Raw genomic sequence first — 19,738 nt, forward strand, 5'->3', positions numbered from 1 at the left:
ATGATGTCCGTGACGTTCTTTTCTTTTACTGTTCTTTTTTCAGCTGGCGCTCTAAAATGAAAGGACCAAACGGAATAACCGACATAAGAAATGCAAATAAAGATCGGCCGATTGACCATTTATGAGCGAATTTTACATGAACGACTGCAAGGGCATACAGCACAAAAAGTGCACCGTGTGCTGCGCCTACAACTGATACAGCTTCGGGTATGCCTGCTGCATATTTTAGCGGCATAGCAATGCCAAGCAGCAGTAAAAATGAAATTCCTTCTAAAATTCCTACTAAGCGCAGGCGACCGATTGGTGATGTAAGAACCATGTTTTCTCCTCCCGTAACGACGGAATAAATTTCTGTATCGATGACAAAAATGTACCATAGCAAGCTCTTCATATACAAGCATCATTTGTATCTGTCACAAAAAAGTCGAAAACGCTTTAATTTGCGCTATAGAAGTGTTGTGTTTAAAAAACTGACATACTCTTGTGATGCAATGTATAAAGAAGCACACTACGTGTTGACAAGTTATTTTAATTATTTTATATGTATAGTATCGAAAACGTATGAGAGGATTTTTATCATGACAAACCGAAAACAGCAGCGGGAGAAAATTTTAGATGCTGCTTTTGAAGTGTTCGGATCCAAAGGTTACTATGAAGCAAAAATGATTGATATTGCTAAACTAGCGGGTGTATCTAAAGGAACGCTTTACTTGTACTTTTCGTCTAAAGAGTCGCTTTATATCGCTGTTAATAATCGTTCGTTTGATGAGTTTTTGTATCATGCAAAGCGAAGAACAGATAAATGCCAAACGTTTCACGAAAAGCTCTATTCAGTTGCGAAACATCACCTGCTCTTTTTTTACGAAACTAAAAAATATCCGGACTCTTTTTGGCAAGCCCCTCACCAAATGCCAGAAATGATGGGTCGTCTTCATCAATTTTTTGAGGATTATCACGGGCTTGTTGCTAAATTGATTGAAGAGCAAAAAATAAAAAACGCTTTTTTACACTCAAAAGCGTTTTGCAGCATGTTAAATGGGTATAGGATGGATATCGTTTCCGATGATGATATAACAGAAGAAGATATCATGAACTATGCGGAGTTCATTGTGAACTTATACATTGAAGGTTGCTATTTTGAGACCCAAAAATGACTCGTCGGTACTGGTTGATAATGGAGGGATATGATGAATAACAGCAGCACAGTAATTAATTTTTCATATTTTCAAGAACAAACCGTTACCAAGGTAAACACAGACAACACCCTGCCGTTTTCTCTTGGATTTAGTAAAGGCGGACTTGTGGCAGAATGTCCATGGAGACTAAAAAACAAACGCAGCATCTTGCTTGGTCAAGCAGACTGGAAATCGCTACATTCCGCTGAGCAGCGTCAGCAAGTCGAAGCGCTGCTGCTTGGCCAGCGCATTCTCTCTATACAGTGGTATGAAGATATCGGTATACTTCGAATTGCGTTTTCTAACGGGTATGCGCTAGATATGTTTCATGACAGCTCGTTTTTTGAAGGCTGGGATTTATATGGTCAAGACGGCTTTTCCTTTATCTCGCTTCCAGGGGGAGCGTGCGACCATCAAATTTCAGTTTGTATAGACAGTTCATCAGCACATGAAAGGAGGTGAGTTTTTTTTACGAAAAACTGACCCATGGGTACTCTAAAATTGTTTAAAAAAATAAAACGGGTCTGCAGCTATTAAAGGATGAAGGCTTCTCAAATAACTTAGTTACGTAACGGAGGAAAAAGATGAATTTTTTGACGAGATTTAGTTTAAAAAATGCGGTAGCTGTGTTTATCGTTTCATTTTTACTTATTTTAGCGGGGCTATATTCATTTTCAAAACTAAAAATTGATTTACTGCCGAATATCGAATTTCCGCAGCTGTCCATTGAAGCAACGTATCCTGGGGCTTCTCCTGATGACGTAAATGAAAGTGTCACGTCGAAAATCGAAGACCAAGTAAAAGGAATTGAAGGCGTTAAAAGCGTACAAAGCGTATCATATGAAAACGTCGGTATTATTAATTTAGAATTCCCGTTTAATACGGATTTAGATAAAGTTGAACAACAAATTAACTCGTCGATAAAAGAATTAGATTTGCCAGAGTCATCAAATGTAGACGTAAACCGTTTTTCATTTGGTTCCTTCCCTATTTTCAACATTTCACTGTTTGCAAAAGATGATGCAAATCTTGAAAAAGTATTAAACGATGAAGTGATTCCTGAATTGAATAAAATTCAAGGTATTAACTCCGTCTCAGTTGGCGGTGTGAAAGAGGACCTTTTACAAATTACGGTCGATAAAGAAAAAGCAGCTCAAGCTGGTTTAACGCTTGATGGGATGAAAGAACAAATTAATCAAAAAGCCGTTTCCTTCCCAGCAGGAACATTAAACGGAAAAGAGCTTCAAATTCCAGTGCGAGTAGAAGAAAAAGTTGCCACGATCGATGCATTAAAGAAAATCCAGCTGAAATCCACGATGAACCCTGAAGCACAGCCTGTGAAACTTGGCGATATTGCCAAAGTCGAAGCCGTAACAGAACAAGGCGAATATACACGCTATGACGGCAAAGATGCGCTGTCGATGGCCATCACAAAAAAGCAAGACGCTAATACGGTTGAAGTGGCCAACGAAACGATGAAGATTTTGAAAAAATATGACGATCAGTTAGACTACGCAATTGGCTTTGACTCAGCTGACGGCATTGAAAAGTCTGTTGAAACATTAGTACGCGAAGGATTGCTCGGGGCATTATTTGCGTCACTCGCCGTGCTGATTTTCTTGCGTAACTTCCGTGCGACAATCATTGCGATTATATCGATTCCATTATCGCTGTTAGTATCAGCTATTTTCTTAAACCAGCTTGATATTTCGCTTAATATTATGACACTAGGTGGAATGGCTGTAGCCGTTGGGCGCGTAGTAGATGACAGTATTGTTGTGATTGAGAACATTTTCAGACGCGTTCGCCGTTCAGAAGAAGGCATGAGCAACGAGCTTGTCGAATCGTCCACAAAAGAGATTTTAAAAGCGATTACCTCGTCTACGATTACAACGGTTGTCGTATTCTTGCCAATCGGCTTTGTAGGAGGAATTACAGGAGAGTTCTTCTTGCCGTTTGCCTTAACAGTTGTTTTTTCACTGTTAGCATCTCTTCTTGTGGCGATTACAATCGTGCCGATTCTCGCAAAGTTTGCATTTAAAAAAGTACCGCCTGAAGAAAAAGAAGGAAAGCTGCAGCGCGGGTATGCAAAAGCGATTGCATGGTCGCTTAATCATAAAATCAAAATTTTGATTTTATCCTTTATTTTACTGTTTGGATCATTTGCGCTTGTTCCTTCACTTGGCTTTACGTTTATTCCAAATGAAGAACAAAAAATGCTTCAAGCCAACGTTCAATTACCGGCATCTACGTCCCTTGAAAAAACAAACGATGTATCCTTAAAAATTGAAAAGATGTTTGCGGACCAAAACGAAATTTCAGACGTGACAACGGAAGTTGGATCACGTGACTTTTCAACAGGTGTAAAACGTCCGAACCAAGTTGGCTATTTCTTGAATGTAAAAGAAGGCGTGAATGTCGATACGTTTATTGATAAAGTTCAAAAGAAAATGGAAAGCATCACGAAAGAAGAATCACCGAAAGCAACAGTTAATGTGCAAGAAGCATCAACAGGAGGGCCGCCTACAAATAATAACGTGACGGTTGATTTATATTCTTCTAATTTAGATGACTTGCAAAAGGCAGCTAAGCAAGTGGAAAACCACTTAAACAAAGACAAACGTCTTAAATATGTAACAAATAACTTCTCAGATAAGCAAAAGCAGCTTGTAGTAGAAGTAGATCCTGATAAAGCCGCAGAGTACGGGGTATCTGGATTTCAGCTGCTCGGTACAATCTCTGATCAAACCAAACCGGTATCGGTTGGAGACTTAAAATTGGATAATACAAAACGAGCGGTTCAGCTTTCGTACGATAAAGACCTTGCCTCAGTAAAAGAAATTAAAGACCTGCAAGTGTTTACAGAGAGAGGGCCTGTGTTAGTAAAAGATATCGCTGACGTTCGTACAATTGATACGTTCACTTCTATTCAAAAGCTCGACGGTAAAGTATTTGCGCGAGTAGAAGCAGACATCAAAGGCGATGATGTTCAAGCTGTGACCAAAGATGTTGTAGATGGAGTGAAAAAGCTAGACTTGCCGAAAGATGTGAGCTTGGACGGAGGAGGCGGAAGCGACGAGACAGTAGAAGTCTTCCAATCTCTAGGTCTAGCCATTTTAACAGCAATCGGCCTTGTGTATTTAACAATGCTCGTTACGTTTGGAAAAGCGCGTATTCCATTTATCATTTTATCGTCACTCATTTTTGTGCCAATCGGTTCGTTAGTTGGTCTTGTCATTGCAAAAGAACCGCTGTCTGTCAGCGTCATGATTGGATTCTTAATGCTGATTGGAATCGTTACAACAAACGCGATTGTGCTTGTAGATCGAATTACCCAAAATCGTGAACAAAAAGGCATGACAATCCGCGAAGCCCTTATTGAAGCTGGGAAAACGCGATTGCGTCCAATTTTAATGACGGCGTTTGCTACCATTGCTGCTTTAATCCCGCTGGCGCTTACTACGTCAAGCGGAACGCTGATTTCAAAAGGCTTAGCCATCACGGTAATTGGAGGACTTACGTCATCTACTCTTCTTACTTTAATTATTATTCCAGTTGTATACGAACTCTTCTTCGCAAGACAAGTAAAAAGAGAAAAACAGCTGGAAAAAGAAACGACATAAGAACTATTTTCTAATAGAGGAAAATATGACCATAGACTATATGTTATAATAAAAGTACGTTTTAACCCCTTATATTATAGAAAAAGAAGCGGCGCTTTCGAGCGCCGCTTCTTTTTTATGTAAAATCATTATTTACAAAAAATGATTAAATGTCTTGTATGGAGGGAAAGAGTGTTAACAGGAAGCTTTACTATATCATCGTAGAGTTATCTAAAAACCATACAAAGTACAGGAGTGTCGTTTTCGTGAGTTCAACAAAGAAAGTTGTATTTATCAGTTCCATTATTTTAAATGTCCTTTTCATAGGTGTTTTTGTTTTTTATGCAACAAGCAGCAGCGCGATGAAAAATCCGCTGTCATCTAAGGGTTTGTCTAAGCAAAGCTATAGAGACAATCCTTATTACATTGAACGGACTACTTTGTTCAAGCAATTAAGTATTCCTAAAGAGTCCATCGTATTTCTCGGTGATAGCATTACCCAGCGCTCTGAGTGGAGCGAACTTTTTCATAATAAGCAGATTGTCAATCGAGGCGTAGCCGATGATACAACTGAAGGGGTATTGCATCGTTTAAAAAGCATTACAGATGCTAAACCAAAAAAGATTTTCTTAATGATTGGCATTAACGATTTAAATGAGCAAAAATCTGTAAAAAAAACCAAAGCCAATTACGCTGAAATTCTTGAGCGTATTCATAAAGAATCACCGGATACAAAAGTCTATATTCAAAGTGTACTGCCTGTGAACAATAAAAAATGCGGCGACGCAGTGGACAATAAAGATGTTATCGCATTAAACAACTATGTAGAGCGTCTCGCTAAGAAACATAATGATTATTACATTGACCTGTATTCGAAAGTATCCAAAAACAATCAGTTAAAAAGTAGTTTCACGGTGGATGGTCTTCATTTAAAAGGCCAAGGCTATGCTGTTTGGAAACAAGAAGTTCAGTCATACGTTAATGAATAAAAAAGAGGTTGAGACGTAGCGTAACGAAACAGATGAAACTACATTCACCATAACAAAAAAACGAACCACTGATTAAACATGCTGATCAGTGGTTCGTTTTTCATTTGAGCTAAAATATTTTTGTTTCAGCTTTTTTTAGATAAGCTCTGGTAAATGTTTTTTAGCATCGTATTCGACAAGAGCATCATCGTTTTTAATACGCTGTAAATAATCAGGATTTGAAATAAGCGGGCGGCCAATAGCAGCTACGTCAATCCAGCCGGCTTGAAGCGCTTTTTCAGCTGATTCAGGCGTTAAATCACCTACACCGATAATCGGTCCGTCCCAGTACTTACGCGTAATTTCATAAAGGTTTTGGCCATTTTGGACATCTTCGTAAAAATCAAGCATAGACGGGTGAATAATCTCAATTCCTGTTTCTTTAAATGCTTCTGTATACGTTTGAATGGCTTTTTCAGTATCATCCCAGCGGTAGTCTGGTTTATCAAGCTTATGAGGAGAGAAGCGAATCACAACGCGCTCTTTTCCAATGGCGTCAATAACAGCAGAAATCACTTCTTTCATAAACGTTAATCGCTGTGCAAGGTCGCCTCCGTATTCATCCGTGCGTTTGTTAGACCAGTCTGAATTAAACTGATCGATTAAATATCCGTGAGCACCGTGAATTTCAACGCCGTCAAAACCTGCTTCAATGGCATTTTTAGCTGTTTGAGCGTACTGTCCTACAACTTCTTTAATATCTTCTTTTGACATTTCTTCAGGCTCTTCGTAGGGCTTGCGGAAACGAGGCACTTGACCTTGTGCTGCAATAGCAGAAGGTGCCTGAGGTTTATGTCCATTGATTAACTCAGGATGACTCAAGCGGCCAACGTGCCAAATTTGAGCAATAATCGTGCCGCCTTCTTCATGAACAGCTTCTGTTACAGGCTTCCATGAATCAATTTGTTCCTGTGTATAGATACCCGGAACGCCAGGATTTCCTTTTGCGCGTTCGCTGATAACAATTCCTTCACTAATAATTAAGCCAATACCATCCTTTGCGCGGCGACGGTAGTAGTCTACAACGTCCTGACCGACTACGCCTGTCTCTGGATCAGCAAAGCATCTTGTCATCGGTGCCATTGCTGTACGAGTGTGTAGATCAAATGCTTCAATGTTTGTTGGTTGGAATAATTTTTCAAATTTACTCATTTTATATTCAGCTCCTTAAGAGGAAAGTATAGCTGCGAACGTTTTTGCAGCGGGTTCAGTTTATTGTAACAGGGGATTTGTTTTATCTTCAAACATTTCGACTTCCGAAAAATGATCACAAAAAAAGCCGGCTGTTTTGACAGCCAGCTTTTACAATATTAATGCTGTTTGTTAGGAAGTTTTTTCTCTGGGTGGCCAGTAGCTTGACCCTGCTTATTTTTACGCTGCTTTTCTTGATTGTCGTTCAGCTTTTGAACAAATTGATTTGTGTTTTCCATTATCCATACCTCCTTTATGAGCTTTCCCTGTTACTATAACCCATTGCATTCAAAAACATGACGCCAATCCGCTAAAAGCAGCTCCATATATACACCGGTATATAGAAATTAACAGGAAAATCGTGTATACTGTTGTAAAAATAACGTTAATGTTTCGTGAGTTTATAATTTCTTATTCATTCATGAACAAGAAAAGGTGTTACGCAATGAGTGATTTTTTTAGCGGGAAAGAAATGTCGTTTATTTTAATTTTGACATTCAGCGTGTACATATTTGTCTGGAATGTGCCCCTTCAGGCGACCAATGCCATGATGATTTACTTTATCCTGCTGTTTTTGTATACAGTCAGTAAGCTGCTTTTTTCTCCTCAGTTCCGACAATTTCCGCTTGTTAAGGTGCTATTGGCCATTTTATTTGTTCTTATGCTGGCTGAAATAATCGTTGCTTACAGCACTCATAGCATAAAGATTACAGATTTACATCATATTTTCGATTATTTCAGTCATATGGATTTGTATTCATAGTATGTACAGCAAAAAAATGATTTACGACGAAATCTTCTCTGAGTTCTGGCTGTGCTTTTTTATATTTTTTACACACTGCTTGCACAAGGAAAGAGAAAGAGTACGTTCTTTGACCAAAAGATCAGGGGAATGCCAAATTTCTTTGAATAGCTCTGTTAAGATGCTTTCGCAAGCATGTGGATCTTTTACTGCTGAATAGACAAGACGATACAAAAGCGTTTCATATCGATTGTAAAGCTGATGAAGTGCTTCTTTCTTTCGGTTTTTTATCTCTTGAATGAGTAAAAGATCATTGTTCATAAACGAGCCCCTTCGAAAATCAATTATAGTTCATTGTACCCTTGTTAAAATGAGCATAAACACCTAAAAAGGAGAGGCTTATGAGCTATGTAGTATCAAAAAAACAAGGCAAAATACTCAACGAGATATCAAAGAAGAGAACTTGGGGAAGTGAGAGACAACCTGCACGCTTTGCTCGTTACGTATCCAAATGAGCTGATAAACTTATTGTAGCTGGATGTGCATTGATTTTCCTTACAGTCGTCAGTTTACTAATCATCGGCATATATACAGTTTGTACATGGCTGTTTTTATAAAGAAAAGGTGCACATCAGTGCACCTTTTCTTTATGAATGTTGCTTCACTACGTAATTGACAATTTGTTCGGCTGCAGCGGCAGGGCCAGATGCCTGCTGGAAACTTGCGTTGATTTCTTTAATTCCTTTTTTATAGGAATCGTCGCGGACAACTTCGTCAACGGCACTTCTTAAAAGAGAGGCATTTACCGTTTCTTTTGCTAAGCGATAACCAGCGTTTAGTTCCACGAGCCTTTGAGCAACGATCGGCTGATCTTTGCCATGAGGTAAAACGACTAACGGTACGTTAAAATGAATAGCTTCGTTTACGCTGTTCATGCCTCCGTGCGTGATAAAAACGTCCGCTTCTTTTAACACGTCAAGCTGAGGAACATAGGGCAAAATAATAAAATGCTCTGGCGCTTTTCTAATTCTTTTAAAATCGGCCCGATCTCCTGCTGCAATCACAACTTTTCCATCAAAATCGCTAAATGCGTCGATGCAAAGGTTGAAAAAGCCTTCTACGTCATGAAGTACCGTTCCCATTGAAATATAAAGAACTTTTTCGTCTTTCAGCTTTTCTAACGGAAAATCATGAGAGCGGTGACGCTTTGGAAAGCTTGGCCCAATAAATAAACACGAGTCATCAAAATGTTCATGAAGCGGCTGGAAAAAGCGGCTTGTGTACACGACCGTTAATTCGCCTTCATTGTTCATAAATTGAAGCAGATTTTTAGGCTCTATGCCAAACTGATTTTTAAGCAGGCTGAGCCCGTACTGAGCTTGTTCATCCGGCTGAAATGGAACGTCTGAATCAGGATGAAGAGGCATCATTGCTAAGCGGTCTTTCGGCATTAAAAAAGAAGCAGATGATACAATGCCAGGAATCCGCAAATAATCACGCACTAATTCGCCTGCTCCAAACTTGTCGTAAAACACAAAATCAAATTCAATTTTTTTTGATAATATATGAACAAGCTTCAGCGTATCTAAAGACGTTTGGATGTGGATGTTTAAAAAAGCGTTGATTCCTTGAGGAGTTTCAGGCTTGATGGATACACCGCTTAATAAGTCTGGGTGAATGTGTACGATAGCCCCGGCGTTTTCAAGGCGCTCTTTAAAACGCTCGGCCGTAATGTAATGAACTGTATCACCTCGGTCTGAAAAAGCTTTTACCATTCCAAGCGTTGGGTTTACGTGACCTTCAGCGGGAAAGTTGATCATTAAAATGTTTGCCATTTTTTCACTTCACTTTCGGTAAGATTTCTTCAAGCGTAATCAAATATAAGAAAGTTGACAACTAATTTGGTTAGCGCATTTATTTTTTGAAGCCCTGTCTTTGTGTATAAAATGTGAAAAAATATAACTTTTTTCCTAAAAAATAACATAATTAAACTGAGTTTATGATAGAATTTTGAGAGCACTAGAGAGAAAGAATCATTTTTGGAGGTTGCTATTTTGAGTACGTTATCAACAAATTCAGAACCGGTTTTAAAGCCTAAAAAGAAAAAAGAGTTTACTTACTTCACATTGCTTCTATTTATCGTGTTGGGCTTTGGACTGCAAATCATAGCCGGAATTGGAGTAGCTATTTACGATGAAGTTATGGGTTCAAATATGACAGGAATTTTATTAGAAGGCCCATATGCTCTGCTTGTAGACGCGGCATTTTTTCTAGGGGTTGCGGTGCTTTATAGACCTGTGCGCAGATTTTTAAAACCTATGTGGAACGTCTCGGTATTAAAAGAAGGGAAAACGTATGTATATATTGTGGTAGGCTTTTTAATTGTAGCCGCGGTGCAGTACGTGATGCTTTCATTTTTAAACGTAGAAAGCGCAGATCAGCAGCAAAAAGATTTAAATCAAGGCAGTTTTAATCAAACGCTGCTTTCAAGCTGGATATTTTTTATAAGTGTAGCAGTTATCACGCCTATTAAAGAAGAGCTGCTTTATAGAGGTGTTTTATGTGGTTTCTTAACCAAACGCCATCACGTGCTTGTGGGCATTTTCGTTTCCGCTCTTGTATTCGGTCTTTTACATATTGGCTTTCCGATTACAGCTACCGTCATGGGACTTGTTTTCGCCATTATTTATTATCGAACAAAATCTATTTTCCCATCTATGATTTTACATATGCTGTGGAATGGATTAGTGAGTATAACCGTGTTCTTTTAAAAGAGGGTAAAACAAAGTAGTTTCGTTGAGGGAAAATCCGAACAATTCATCGTTCGGATTTTTTTATTGATAGGATGAATCTAAGTTTCATGCATGTAGCTTCCTTCTAGCTGTTGATTGGATGGATTTCGTTATGTCTCAATTTCTTTTTATTTCGATAAAGACGCCGAATGCTTTACGCGAATTTTCCCAACTATTAATAATCCAAGAGGGTAAAATAGTCCAAATAACAGACTGTATGGAATCCACGTATCTCTGTCCCACGTTTGTTCATAGGGAATGCTTGGATACACGATAAGTGAAAATGTAACGGCAATAATGCCTAGCGGAAGAGTTAAAATTCGGTAGTTTTTTAATTCAAGAATTTGAGCGAGTCCGGAAACGGTCGCATAATAGTAGAGAGACGTTTTGAAATAAAGAGATAAAAACCACATAATGGCCATGATTACTTCAATATTTTTCAGAAAATCGGCAACTTCGATACGCCTTGCAAGCTCATAGCTTGGATATAAAGCGATACGTGTATACGTATTTCCAAGTACAAGAATGCCAAGTAATAAAATAATAATCATAATGCCTCCGCCGATTAAGCTTCCTGTAAAAAAAGCGCGGTTCCGCTGATCAGGTTCCCCTACGTGAGCAGGGAAAACGGTCAGCAATACAATAAAAGTGAGAGACGTAATACTTGTAAAGACCAGAATAGATCTAATAATAGGCTTAACGCCTACCTCTAACAAAGGCTGTAAATTCTCATAATGAATTTGAGGGAAGATCGAAAAAACTAAGATTAAAAACGGAATAACAAACCAAGGAAAGAGAATTTCAGCACAGCGGGCAATCGTTTCAATGCCAAGACGAACGCCGACAATCACAATTCCCATAAACAAAATATGAACAGCAAGCATAGGCGTTTGAATAATAATGCGAGTTGTTAGAAATGAGCCCACGTAAAACAAAACTTGACTGCAAAAAAGAAGAGTAGAAGCGACAAATAAAAGAGAGACAAACTTTCCTAGCCACTTGCCTAAAATGGCTTCGTTTAGTTCTACAAGGGTTTTATTCGGATAAAGGCTAGAAAGTTTGATATACATCCATACAAGAAAAACGCCTACACCTACGCCTAAAATGGCTGGAATCCATGCCTCTTGTTTAGAATCAGCCGTTAAGCTTCCAGGTACGACTAAAATAGTGTCGCCTAAACTATAAAAAATCACGAGTATTCGAAACTGTGCTGCGGATAATTTTATCTGACTATGCACGTTGTTCACTTCCTTTTACTTCAACAGACTGAACAAAAAATCACTAAAAGGTTTTAATAAAAAAGCAATGCCGTCTCCAGGGTTAGGGATTTCCACACCGCCATATTTTAAACTAACAATTAAAATACTTACTGTGAACAAACTCCAAAAAATTCGCTTTTCTCTTTGACTGTTCACTTTTTTTAAATAAGGTATTTCTACTAAACAAACAGCTGCACAAAGTAAAAAAATCCCTAAAAATATAAGCATGTATCAACCTCAATTAGTAACCCTTCAAAAATAATGAAGGGATGTTAAAGACGCCTGTGTTTCAAAAATAGTATCACCCAAAATGGCTTCATTTATGAAAAGTAAGACTAAAGGCAGTGCAAAACCGTGTTATAATGACCAAGTTGAGCGTTATAATAGAGAAAAAACAGCATGATTACAAACAAGTAGATACATAACAAGGTAAGGGTGGGAGAGAGATAGATGGCAGACGAATTCAAAAAAATGCTAGATGACAAAGAAAAGGTACAGCTTATGATCGCCGCCGTTGTCATGCTCGGAGGCCTGGTCGTTTTGTTAAAAAGCGTTGCAACGGGTCAGGCAATGGGCCAAAAATGGCTAGAAAGTAAAGGGAATGTAGACACAGATCTGTATGTTGAAACGGTAAAAAGCTACATACACCTGTATCAAATTGTGGGTGGCGTGATGTTTGGAGGAGGCCTTCTCACGTTACTTCGTGCTAAGCTAAAGAAATAAAGCGGCAGCAAAATAAAAGATCATAGTCCAAAAGAAGTGTCATATCTTTTTAATAACTTAAAAAATAGTGAAAAGGAGTTATGTATGAATAATGAAGAAAATACACCGGCTTATCATCTGTTTATGATGATAGGAGCGCTTGCTATGCTGATTTTTGGTGTTGTCGGTTTCTTTATTCAGTATCCTGCTACGTTAAGTTTTGTGATGTGCATTGGCGGAAGCATCATATTTTTGCTGCATTTAGTTGAATATATGAAACCTAAAAATGAACTATAGCATCTTCAAACGAGGAAATCTAGAAGCAAAGGAAGATGAGAAATGCAGAAACATCGTACGTACGAAACGCTAGTTGATCTTTATCAAAAAAGCGCAAAAATTCATTATGAAATCGATTATCGAGATAAACAATCTGTAAAAAAAGGAAACCGAGCTGCAGAAGATATGAAAAAAATTGCGCAGCTCATTCATTTATACTATCCAGGCATGCTCTTTGAATTTTCAACACTGCTGACGAATCCTACTTATCGAATTGACCTATGGGCTGCACATCATATTTTAGAAATTATGAGCTATTCACCAATGCTTGAGGACAACGCGCTTTCCGTCATTGAACGCTACGCCGACGAAAATGATTTTACGGCTTTAGGGAATCGCATGTGGTTAGGTCAGTGGAGAGAAAAACAGCGCTAAAACCCATATAGGCAAACAAGAATAACTAAAAGGAAGATAGATATATGAGTTTACGTACATTAAAGAATGGTATAGGCGTCACCATTCGAGAAGCAGAATCAAAAGACGCAGAGAAAATGATTGCTTTTTACAATCGAGTGGGAGGAGAAAGTGATTTTCTTTCATTTGGAGAAGGGGAGTTTCTTAGACCAGTTTCAGAGTATGAAGTGTTTTTAGCTTCTGTAAAACAAGAGCAAAACTCTCTTATAGTCGTGACTGAAAAAGAAGAAGAAATCATTAGTATTGCATCCATCACCTCGTCTCAAAACCCGCGTAATAAGCATGTGGGTACCCTTGGTATCGTGGTAGAGAATGCTTATAGCGGGCTAGGGCTAGGAAGACAGCTAATGATTGAGCTGATTGAATGGGCACGTATGAATAAACAAACAAAAAAAATCGAACTTGTAACGCGAGAAGATAATCAAAGAGCTATTTCTTTATACAAACAGCTAGGGTTTCAAACAGAAGGATTAAAAGAAAAAGACACCTATATAAATGGCGTCTACTATAATACAATGCTTATGGGTCTTCACTTATAAAAAGAGGCTGAGACAAAAGTATGTTAAGTGAATGCAAATCCGAACGATGAATCGTTCGGATTTTTCCATTGTGGTGATGAACGTAGGCTTCATATAATGGATGTAGTTATATCTCAATCTCTTTTGATTTATTGTTTTTTAGCATCAGCAAATGTACTCATCGCCTCGTTCATGAATTTCGCTAATCCTTTTCCGTAGCGATCGATGTTGGCTGTAAACCGCTCATCTTGTACATACATCTCTCCAAGACCTTTAAAGGCTTCTAACGAATACGTTCCAAAGTTCTTATTTAAAAATTGATACCATTGGTCAATGGCTTTTTGAGCTTCTGTAGAGGATGGTGACAGATCACGCAGAGAAGCTAAGTGAGTGTAGATACTTTCCCATTCGTTTGACATGCGCTGCTGTTCTTCATGTGAAAAGCTTTGTACTTTTTCATTCGCTTCATCTACGCGCTGATTTCCCCAGCGCTTCCGGGCTTCTTCTTCGTATGGGTTATGCGAAAAATCCAGCCCTTTAAACCGCTCTTTTTCGTTCATTTCAATCGCTCCTTTTTCATATTGAATCGTTTTATTAATGGTTGCAATCATTTGATCGAGCCGACTGCGTTTTTCAATCAGCATGTTTTTTTGCAGTATCAACGCTTCTGTGCGATTAAATGTTGGGTCTGTTATAATCTCCTGAATTTGTTTTAAAGGGAAGCCAAGTTCTTTAAAAAATAATATTTGCTGAAGCATATCAAGATTAGCCGGTGAATAAAGCCGGTAGCCGGATTCACTGACAGCATCAGGTTTTAATAGCCCGATTTCATCATAGTGATGCAGCGTGCGGACGCTGATTCCTACTAAGTCAGCCACTTCTTTTACTTTTCTGTTCATTCTTTCATCTCCCTTCTGAAATCTACTATAAAATATAACGCAGCGTAAGGGTCAACACTAAAAAAGAAATAATTGACTTTTAGTTTATATGCATTTATAGTTAATTAGCATTAACTATTTATAACATGAAATAAATAAGCAAGCCTGGAGGAATAGATGTGACAAAAAGCAATCAGTATCTTGGGGAGATTCGTTCATCGCTTCAAGTGCTATTTGAAAAAATGCAGCCCGAAATGATGGAGAGCCTTAATGAGCATGAGATGACTCCTACGCAATTATTTGTTCTTTCTTATTTAAAGAAAGTAGGGAGCAGTAAGGTTTCTCAAATTGCAGAGCTAATGGATGTAAAACCGAGCGCCGTGACTCTTTTAGTGGATCGTCTTGAACAGCACAATTTTGTTGTAAGAGAACACAATAAAGAAGACAGAAGAGTTGTTGACATTACCTTAACGGAGTTTGGGCATCGCAAACTTGAAGACGTGCTAAATGGTCGAAAAGCCATTATGGACCGCTACCTTTTGCATCTAACAGAAGAAGAGCTTTCCATGATGGCTTCTATTACGAAAAAGCTTGCAACATCAGCTGCTTCTTATAAAGATAAGCAGCAGTAACAAAAAAGAGGAGAGACACACGATGGAAAATCAAAAAAATTCAAAGCGCACGCTTTTATTAATTGGGTTAATTATTGCGATGTTCTTTTCTGCACTTGATGGAACCATTGTCGGAACAGCTATGCCAAGAATCGTAGGAGATCTTGGTGGTTTAAGCATGATGACATGGCTGACAACAGCCTATTTATTAACGTCAACAACGGTTGTTCCGATTGCAGGAAAGCTCGCTGATTTAGTAGGACGCAGAGTAATTTATGTTACAGGACTTATTATTTTTATGGTGGCTTCTGCTTTATGCGGGATGGCAAATAACATGACAGAGCTTATTTTATTCCGTGCATTACAAGGAATTGGCGGCGGCGTTATGATGCCGATGGCAATGATTGTAATCGGCGATTTATTTACAGGAAAAGCACGAGCAAAGTTTCAAGGAGTATTCGGAGGAATTTACGGTCTTGCTTCTGTCATCGGTCCGCAAATTGGCGGATGGATTGTTGATTCACTGAACTGGAAATGGGTGTTTTACATTAACTTGCCGGTAGGGATACTCGCTACCGTTTTTATTGCGCTCGGACTTCAAGGAAAAAAACATACAGGACCTGTTAAATTCGATGTAGCTGGTATGTTCACAATGGTTATCGGAGTAGTAAGCTTGCTTCTTGCCCTGAGTTTTGGAGGAAAAGACTACGACTGGAACTCTTGGCAGATTATTAGTTTGTTTGCACTTGCTATTGCTGGGATTATAAGCTTTATTATTGTGGAAACGAAAGCTAAAGAACCAATTCTTCCGATGTATTTATTTAAGAACCGAACGTTTACGCTTTTAAACATCATAGGCTTTTTTATGAGCATTGGCATGTTCGGAGCTATTACATTTGTTCCGTTCTTTATGCAAGGAATCGTTGGAGTAAGCGCCTCAGAATCAGGTACCATTATGACACCGATGATGATTTCAATGATTGTAACAAGTATTATTGGAGGACAGCTTGTTTATAAAGTTGGAATCAAACCTCAAATCGTTACGGGTATGCTCATTATGGCAGGAGGGTTCTTCTTGTTAACAACATTAGACCTTCATACTAGCAAGCTTGTTGCCACTTCTTATATGGCCATAATCGGTTTAGGAATGGGGCTTGTGATGCCAATTTTAACGCTTGCTCTTCAAGAAAGCTTTTCAAAAGAAGAGCTCGGTGTTGTTACATCATCAAGTCAATTTTTCCGTTCAATTGGAGGAACGTTCGGTATTACCATTTTAGGAGCGATAATGAACGCCAAATCAGGTACGCTTCTTACTGACAAACTCGTTCCATATTTAAACTCATTGCCTGCTCAAGCAAGCGCTTTTGCCGACGGGTTCAAAAAAGCGATTGATACGAATCCTGAAAGTGTGCTGCAGATGCTGTTTAGTCCTGAGGCGCTAAAGAGTATTCCAGCTGCGCTTTCAGACAGCATTGTGCCTATTTTGAAGACCTCGCTAATGAGCGCATTGCACAGCGTCTTTTTCATGGGCTTAGCTTTTATTATTTTAGGAGCGGTATGCACATTGTTCTTAAGACAGATCAAGCTTTCAAATAAAAAAGCCGAAGAAAAACCAGAAGAAGGCATTGCTGAAGTAGAGCCATCACATTAAAAAAAGCGCACAAATTTGTGCGCTTTTTTTCTATATTAACTAGTTGTTTCATTAGGCTTGCGAAGAAAAGGGGATTGTTTAGACGTGTCATACGAAATTTGATCAAGCAAATACGATAAATATAAGTTCAGTTCAAACCGATCTTCCGTCACAAAATCTGTAAGCGCTTGCTTATTATCTTTCCACATAGTAATTCCTCCTTAATTTTACATACTAATGAATGGATTTAATATCAGAAAGCAAAAGGGAAACAACGGCTTCATTTTCGTCTTTTACGGATAGAATTTGCTGATGGAGATTTAAATTGTGCACGCGGCCTTTGCACGTTTGCAACGTTCCATCTTTATAGTAAGAAACAGTTATCGTCCCACTTTTCGTTAATTCTCGTAAAAACATTCAAGAAGCCTCCTTAAAAAAGATTACCTGATTAAAAGCCAGTCCTTTCATTTGAGATGAGCAAAAGGGAACGGTATGTACTGCAGGCTTCCCTTTATATTCTTCAATGTGTATGAATAGATCGAATAAAAGGTTGCTAGCTCACCTATAAACTGTCCTAAATTTCAGAATATACTGTCTTTTACGTATAGTGTTTTTTAAAAGGATTAATGTTACATTTATTATGTAACATTCTGATGAGAAAGAAAACCTTTTCTACAAAACTTCTCTAAAAATTACAAAATATTCATATTCGTGTGAAGGATGTAGAATGAGCAGATATGGAAGTAACTGCATTTACAAAAAGACGTAACGACAGCTTCAATTATTAATGATCTTAATACTATCTATCAATTATATGTATTTTACTAATTTATTCTTCTCCGATAAAATGCAGGTAGACGAATTTGATAAGAATTTTCTAATGATTTATATAATTAAATTTGATATAATCTATAGGAATAATAATGTATGAAGGGAAACATCATTGATTAATTAGACACAGGTATTACATGTTGTTGAAGATGATTCGTAAAAGCATACATATTTAAATTATATATTTTTGTGAGGTGGACAGTGTTGCAACTTAAGGTAGTAAACAGCCCTTTTAATCAAGAACAAGCAGATTTGCTTAATCGCCTTCTGCCGACATTAACAGAAGCACAAAAAATGTGGTTGAGTGGTTATTTAACAGCATCTCAATCTACGTCTGCCGAAGGAACGCCAGACGTTTCTACAGCAGCGCCTGCTCAAGCGGAGCAGACGATTTCAAAAGACGTAACGATTCTTTACGGATCACAGACAGGAAATGCTCAAGGTCTTGCTGAAAATACAGGCAAAACGCTTGAAGCAAAAGGTTTTAATGTAACTGTATCTTCTATGAATGATTTCAAACCAAATACTTTAAAGAAACTTGAAAATTTATTAATTGTTGTAAGTACACATGGAGAAGGAGAGCCGCCTGATAACGCGCTATCTTTCCACGAATTTCTTCACGGCCGTCGAGCGCCAAAGCTTGAAAATTTCCGTTTTTCTGTCTTGTCGCTTGGAGACAGCTCATACGAATTTTTCTGTCAAACAGGGAAAGAATTTGATGTGCGCTTAGCAGAACTTGGCGGTGAAAGACTGTATCCGCGCGTTGACTGTGATTTAGATTTTGAAGAGCCCGCAAATAAATGGCTTAAAGGTGTTATTGACGGATTAAGCGAAGCGAAAGGACACAGCGCTTCGGCAGCTGTTCCGGCGGAAGCTCCTGCAGGAACTTCGCCGTACTCAAGAACAAATCCTTTTAAAGCAGAAGTGCTTGAGAACTTAAACTTGAACGGCCGCGGATCAAATAAAGAAACGCGACACTTAGAACTATCTCTAGAAGGTTCAGGTTTGACGTATGAACCAGGAGACAGTTTAGGTATTTATCCTGAAAATGATCCTGAGCTTGTTGATCTTCTTCTTAACGAATTCAAGTGGGATGCAAGTGAAAGTGTAACGGTTAATAAAGAAGGAGAAACGCGTCCTCTTAGAGAAGCGCTAACCTCTAATTTTGAAATTACCGTGTTAACAAAACCGCTTTTAAAGCAAGCAGCTGAGCTTACTGGAAATGATAAATTAAAAGCGCTTGTAGAAAATCGCGAGGAATTAAAAGCATACACACAAGGCCGTGATGTAATTGACTTAGTTCGTGACTTCGGCCCATGGAACGTATCAGCACAAGAGTTTGTAGCTATTTTACGCAAAATGCCAGCGCGCCTTTATTCAATTGCAAGCAGCTTGTCAGCAAATCCTGACGAAGTTCATCTAACAATTGGAGCAGTACGTTACGAAGCGCATGGACGCGAGCGTAAAGGTGTTTGTTCAGTCCTATGTTCAGAACGTTTGCAGCCAGGTGATACGATTCCTGTATACCTTCAAAGCAATAAAAACTTTAAGCTTCCTCAAAACCAAGAAACGCCGATTATTATGGTGGGACCTGGTACAGGTGTGGCTCCGTTCCGCTCATTTATGCAAGAGCGTGAAGAAACAGGAGCAAAAGGTAAGTCATGGATGTTCTTTGGAGATCAGCACTTTGTAACAGACTTCCTTTACCAAACAGAGTGGCAAAAGTGGTTAAAAGACGGCGTGCTAACGAAAATGGACGTGGCGTTTTCACGCGATACTGAAGAAAAAGTATACGTACAAAACCGTATGCTTGAACATAGTAAAGAATTATTCCAGTGGTTAGAAGAAGGCGCATTTTTTTATGTGTGCGGAGATAAAACAAATATGGCACGCGACGTGCACAACACGCTAGTTGAAATTGTTGAAACAGAAGGCAAGATGAGCCGCGAAGAGGCGGAAGCTTACCTTGCTGAAATGAAGAAACAAAAACGTTATCAGCGTGATGTATACTGAGGATTGAAAGGAGATT

The 19,738-nt window shown here is 38.6% G+C and carries 22 protein-coding genes and 1 pseudogene; 13 read left to right on the forward strand and 10 right to left on the reverse strand.

Translation table 11 applies throughout. The annotated features are described in order from the left end of the window. Positions 1-25: 25 nt before the first annotated feature. Complete coding sequence (locus tag ACH6EI_RS08685) at positions 26-319, reverse strand: DUF3817 domain-containing protein (protein WP_013083888.1); 294 nt, start codon at positions 317-319, stop codon at positions 26-28. Between the two features lie 259 nt (positions 320-578). Here ACH6EI_RS08685 and ACH6EI_RS08690 point away from each other — a divergent pair, with 259 nt between their 5' ends. From ACH6EI_RS08690 to ACH6EI_RS08705, 4 genes are all read left to right on the forward strand, one after another. Next, positions 579-1,154 (forward strand): TetR/AcrR family transcriptional regulator, encoded by a 576-nt coding sequence (locus tag ACH6EI_RS08690; RefSeq protein ID WP_028414418.1) that lies wholly within the window; start codon positions 579-581, stop codon positions 1,152-1,154. A 33-nt stretch (positions 1,155-1,187) separates the two neighbouring features. Continuing rightward, positions 1,188-1,637, forward strand: a complete 450-nt coding sequence (locus tag ACH6EI_RS08695; protein ID WP_028414417.1) for a DUF6188 family protein — start codon at positions 1,188-1,190, stop codon at positions 1,635-1,637. A gap of 122 nt (positions 1,638-1,759) precedes the next feature. Beyond that, a complete protein-coding gene (locus ACH6EI_RS08700) occupies positions 1,760-4,798 on the forward strand; it encodes an efflux RND transporter permease subunit (RefSeq protein ID WP_028414416.1) in 3,039 nt (1,012 codons plus the stop codon). Positions 4,799-5,043: 245 nt separating this feature from the next. Beyond that, on the forward strand, positions 5,044-5,766 hold the full coding sequence (locus ACH6EI_RS08705) for a GDSL-type esterase/lipase family protein (protein WP_099331126.1): 723 nt from the start codon (positions 5,044-5,046) through the stop codon (positions 5,764-5,766). 135 nt (positions 5,767-5,901) lie between these two features. Here ACH6EI_RS08705 and ACH6EI_RS08710 read toward each other — a convergent pair. Together ACH6EI_RS08710 and ACH6EI_RS08715 are read right to left on the reverse strand one after the other, a co-directional pair. Continuing rightward, a pseudogene (locus ACH6EI_RS08710) lies at positions 5,902-6,942 on the reverse strand (alkene reductase); the annotation flags it as partial. A 173-nt stretch (positions 6,943-7,115) separates the two neighbouring features. Next, positions 7,116-7,235 (reverse strand): DUF4023 domain-containing protein, encoded by a 120-nt coding sequence (locus tag ACH6EI_RS08715; protein WP_080754499.1) that lies wholly within the window; start codon positions 7,233-7,235, stop codon positions 7,116-7,118. Between the two features lie 206 nt (positions 7,236-7,441). On the opposite strand from ACH6EI_RS08715, the gene ACH6EI_RS08720 reads away from it, so the two are divergent. Continuing rightward, on the forward strand, positions 7,442-7,759 hold the full coding sequence (locus tag ACH6EI_RS08720) for a hypothetical protein (protein WP_028414413.1): 318 nt from the start codon (positions 7,442-7,444) through the stop codon (positions 7,757-7,759). A 21-nt stretch (positions 7,760-7,780) separates the two neighbouring features. Here ACH6EI_RS08720 and ACH6EI_RS08725 read toward each other — a convergent pair whose 3' ends face one another. Together ACH6EI_RS08725 and ACH6EI_RS08730 are read right to left on the reverse strand one after the other, a co-directional pair. Beyond that, positions 7,781-8,059, reverse strand: coding sequence for an RNA polymerase sigma factor (locus tag ACH6EI_RS08725; RefSeq protein ID WP_028414412.1), 279 nt, complete (start codon positions 8,057-8,059; stop codon positions 7,781-7,783). A 326-nt stretch (positions 8,060-8,385) separates the two neighbouring features. After that, on the reverse strand, positions 8,386-9,573 hold the full coding sequence (locus ACH6EI_RS08730; RefSeq protein ID WP_099000337.1) for a macrolide family glycosyltransferase: 1,188 nt from the start codon (positions 9,571-9,573) through the stop codon (positions 8,386-8,388). A gap of 219 nt (positions 9,574-9,792) precedes the next feature. On the opposite strand from ACH6EI_RS08730, the gene ACH6EI_RS08735 reads away from it, so the two are divergent. Continuing rightward, a complete protein-coding gene (locus ACH6EI_RS08735) occupies positions 9,793-10,509 on the forward strand; it encodes a CPBP family intramembrane glutamic endopeptidase (protein WP_047750514.1) in 717 nt (238 codons plus the stop codon). Between the two features lie 149 nt (positions 10,510-10,658). On the opposite strand, the gene ACH6EI_RS08740 is transcribed toward ACH6EI_RS08735, so the two are convergent. Then, the gene (locus ACH6EI_RS08740; protein ID WP_028414409.1) at positions 10,659-11,768 is read right to left on the reverse strand and encodes a GerAB/ArcD/ProY family transporter; all 1,110 of its coding nucleotides are present in this window, start codon (positions 11,766-11,768) and stop codon (positions 10,659-10,661) included. Between the two features lie 15 nt (positions 11,769-11,783). After that, a complete protein-coding gene (locus ACH6EI_RS08745) occupies positions 11,784-12,017 on the reverse strand; it encodes a hypothetical protein (RefSeq protein ID WP_028414408.1) in 234 nt (77 codons plus the stop codon). A gap of 222 nt (positions 12,018-12,239) precedes the next feature. Between ACH6EI_RS08745 and ACH6EI_RS08750 the strand changes: the two genes are divergently transcribed. The 4 genes from ACH6EI_RS08750 to ACH6EI_RS08765 all read left to right on the forward strand — a co-directional run bounded on the left by ACH6EI_RS08750 (position 12,240) and on the right by ACH6EI_RS08765 (position 13,780). Then, on the forward strand, positions 12,240-12,512 hold the full coding sequence (locus tag ACH6EI_RS08750) for a hypothetical protein (protein ID WP_028414407.1): 273 nt from the start codon (positions 12,240-12,242) through the stop codon (positions 12,510-12,512). 84 nt (positions 12,513-12,596) lie between these two features. Further along, positions 12,597-12,788 (forward strand): hypothetical protein, encoded by a 192-nt coding sequence (locus tag ACH6EI_RS08755; protein ID WP_099000336.1) that lies wholly within the window; start codon positions 12,597-12,599, stop codon positions 12,786-12,788. Positions 12,789-12,830: 42 nt separating this feature from the next. Next, on the forward strand, positions 12,831-13,202 hold the full coding sequence (locus ACH6EI_RS08760; RefSeq protein ID WP_028414406.1) for a hypothetical protein: 372 nt from the start codon (positions 12,831-12,833) through the stop codon (positions 13,200-13,202). A gap of 44 nt (positions 13,203-13,246) precedes the next feature. After that, complete coding sequence (locus ACH6EI_RS08765; protein WP_033580571.1) at positions 13,247-13,780, forward strand: GNAT family N-acetyltransferase; 534 nt, start codon at positions 13,247-13,249, stop codon at positions 13,778-13,780. Between the two features lie 128 nt (positions 13,781-13,908). Here ACH6EI_RS08765 and ACH6EI_RS08770 read toward each other — a convergent pair whose 3' ends face one another. Then, positions 13,909-14,658 (reverse strand): MerR family transcriptional regulator, encoded by a 750-nt coding sequence (locus ACH6EI_RS08770; protein WP_028414404.1) that lies wholly within the window; start codon positions 14,656-14,658, stop codon positions 13,909-13,911. Positions 14,659-14,816: 158 nt separating this feature from the next. Here ACH6EI_RS08770 and ACH6EI_RS08775 point away from each other — a divergent pair, with 158 nt between their 5' ends. Together ACH6EI_RS08775 and ACH6EI_RS08780 are read left to right on the forward strand one after the other, a co-directional pair. Further along, entirely contained in the window at positions 14,817-15,269 is a 453-nt protein-coding gene (locus ACH6EI_RS08775; RefSeq protein ID WP_013057798.1) for a MarR family winged helix-turn-helix transcriptional regulator, read from the forward strand. 22 nt (positions 15,270-15,291) lie between these two features. Next, a complete protein-coding gene (locus ACH6EI_RS08780) occupies positions 15,292-16,899 on the forward strand; it encodes an MDR family MFS transporter (protein ID WP_028414403.1) in 1,608 nt (535 codons plus the stop codon). A 35-nt stretch (positions 16,900-16,934) separates the two neighbouring features. On the opposite strand, the gene ACH6EI_RS08785 is transcribed toward ACH6EI_RS08780, so the two are convergent. Both ACH6EI_RS08785 and ACH6EI_RS08790 read right to left on the reverse strand, forming a co-directional pair. Then, on the reverse strand, positions 16,935-17,087 hold the full coding sequence (locus tag ACH6EI_RS08785; protein WP_165573525.1) for a hypothetical protein: 153 nt from the start codon (positions 17,085-17,087) through the stop codon (positions 16,935-16,937). Positions 17,088-17,112: 25 nt separating this feature from the next. Continuing rightward, positions 17,113-17,295 (reverse strand): YolD-like family protein, encoded by a 183-nt coding sequence (locus ACH6EI_RS08790; protein ID WP_013083869.1) that lies wholly within the window; start codon positions 17,293-17,295, stop codon positions 17,113-17,115. Between the two features lie 618 nt (positions 17,296-17,913). Between ACH6EI_RS08790 and ACH6EI_RS08795 the strand changes: the two genes are divergently transcribed. Then, positions 17,914-19,722 carry an assimilatory sulfite reductase (NADPH) flavoprotein subunit gene (locus tag ACH6EI_RS08795; protein WP_099331124.1) on the forward strand — a complete coding sequence of 603 codons (1,809 nt, stop codon included), beginning with the start codon at positions 17,914-17,916 and terminating at the stop codon, positions 19,720-19,722. The last annotated feature ends 16 nt before the right edge of the window (positions 19,723-19,738 follow it).

The organism is Priestia sp. JSM ZJ58, from assembly GCF_044383985.1.
Classification (GTDB): Bacteria; Bacillota; Bacilli; order Bacillales; family Bacillaceae_H; genus Priestia; species Priestia zanthoxyli.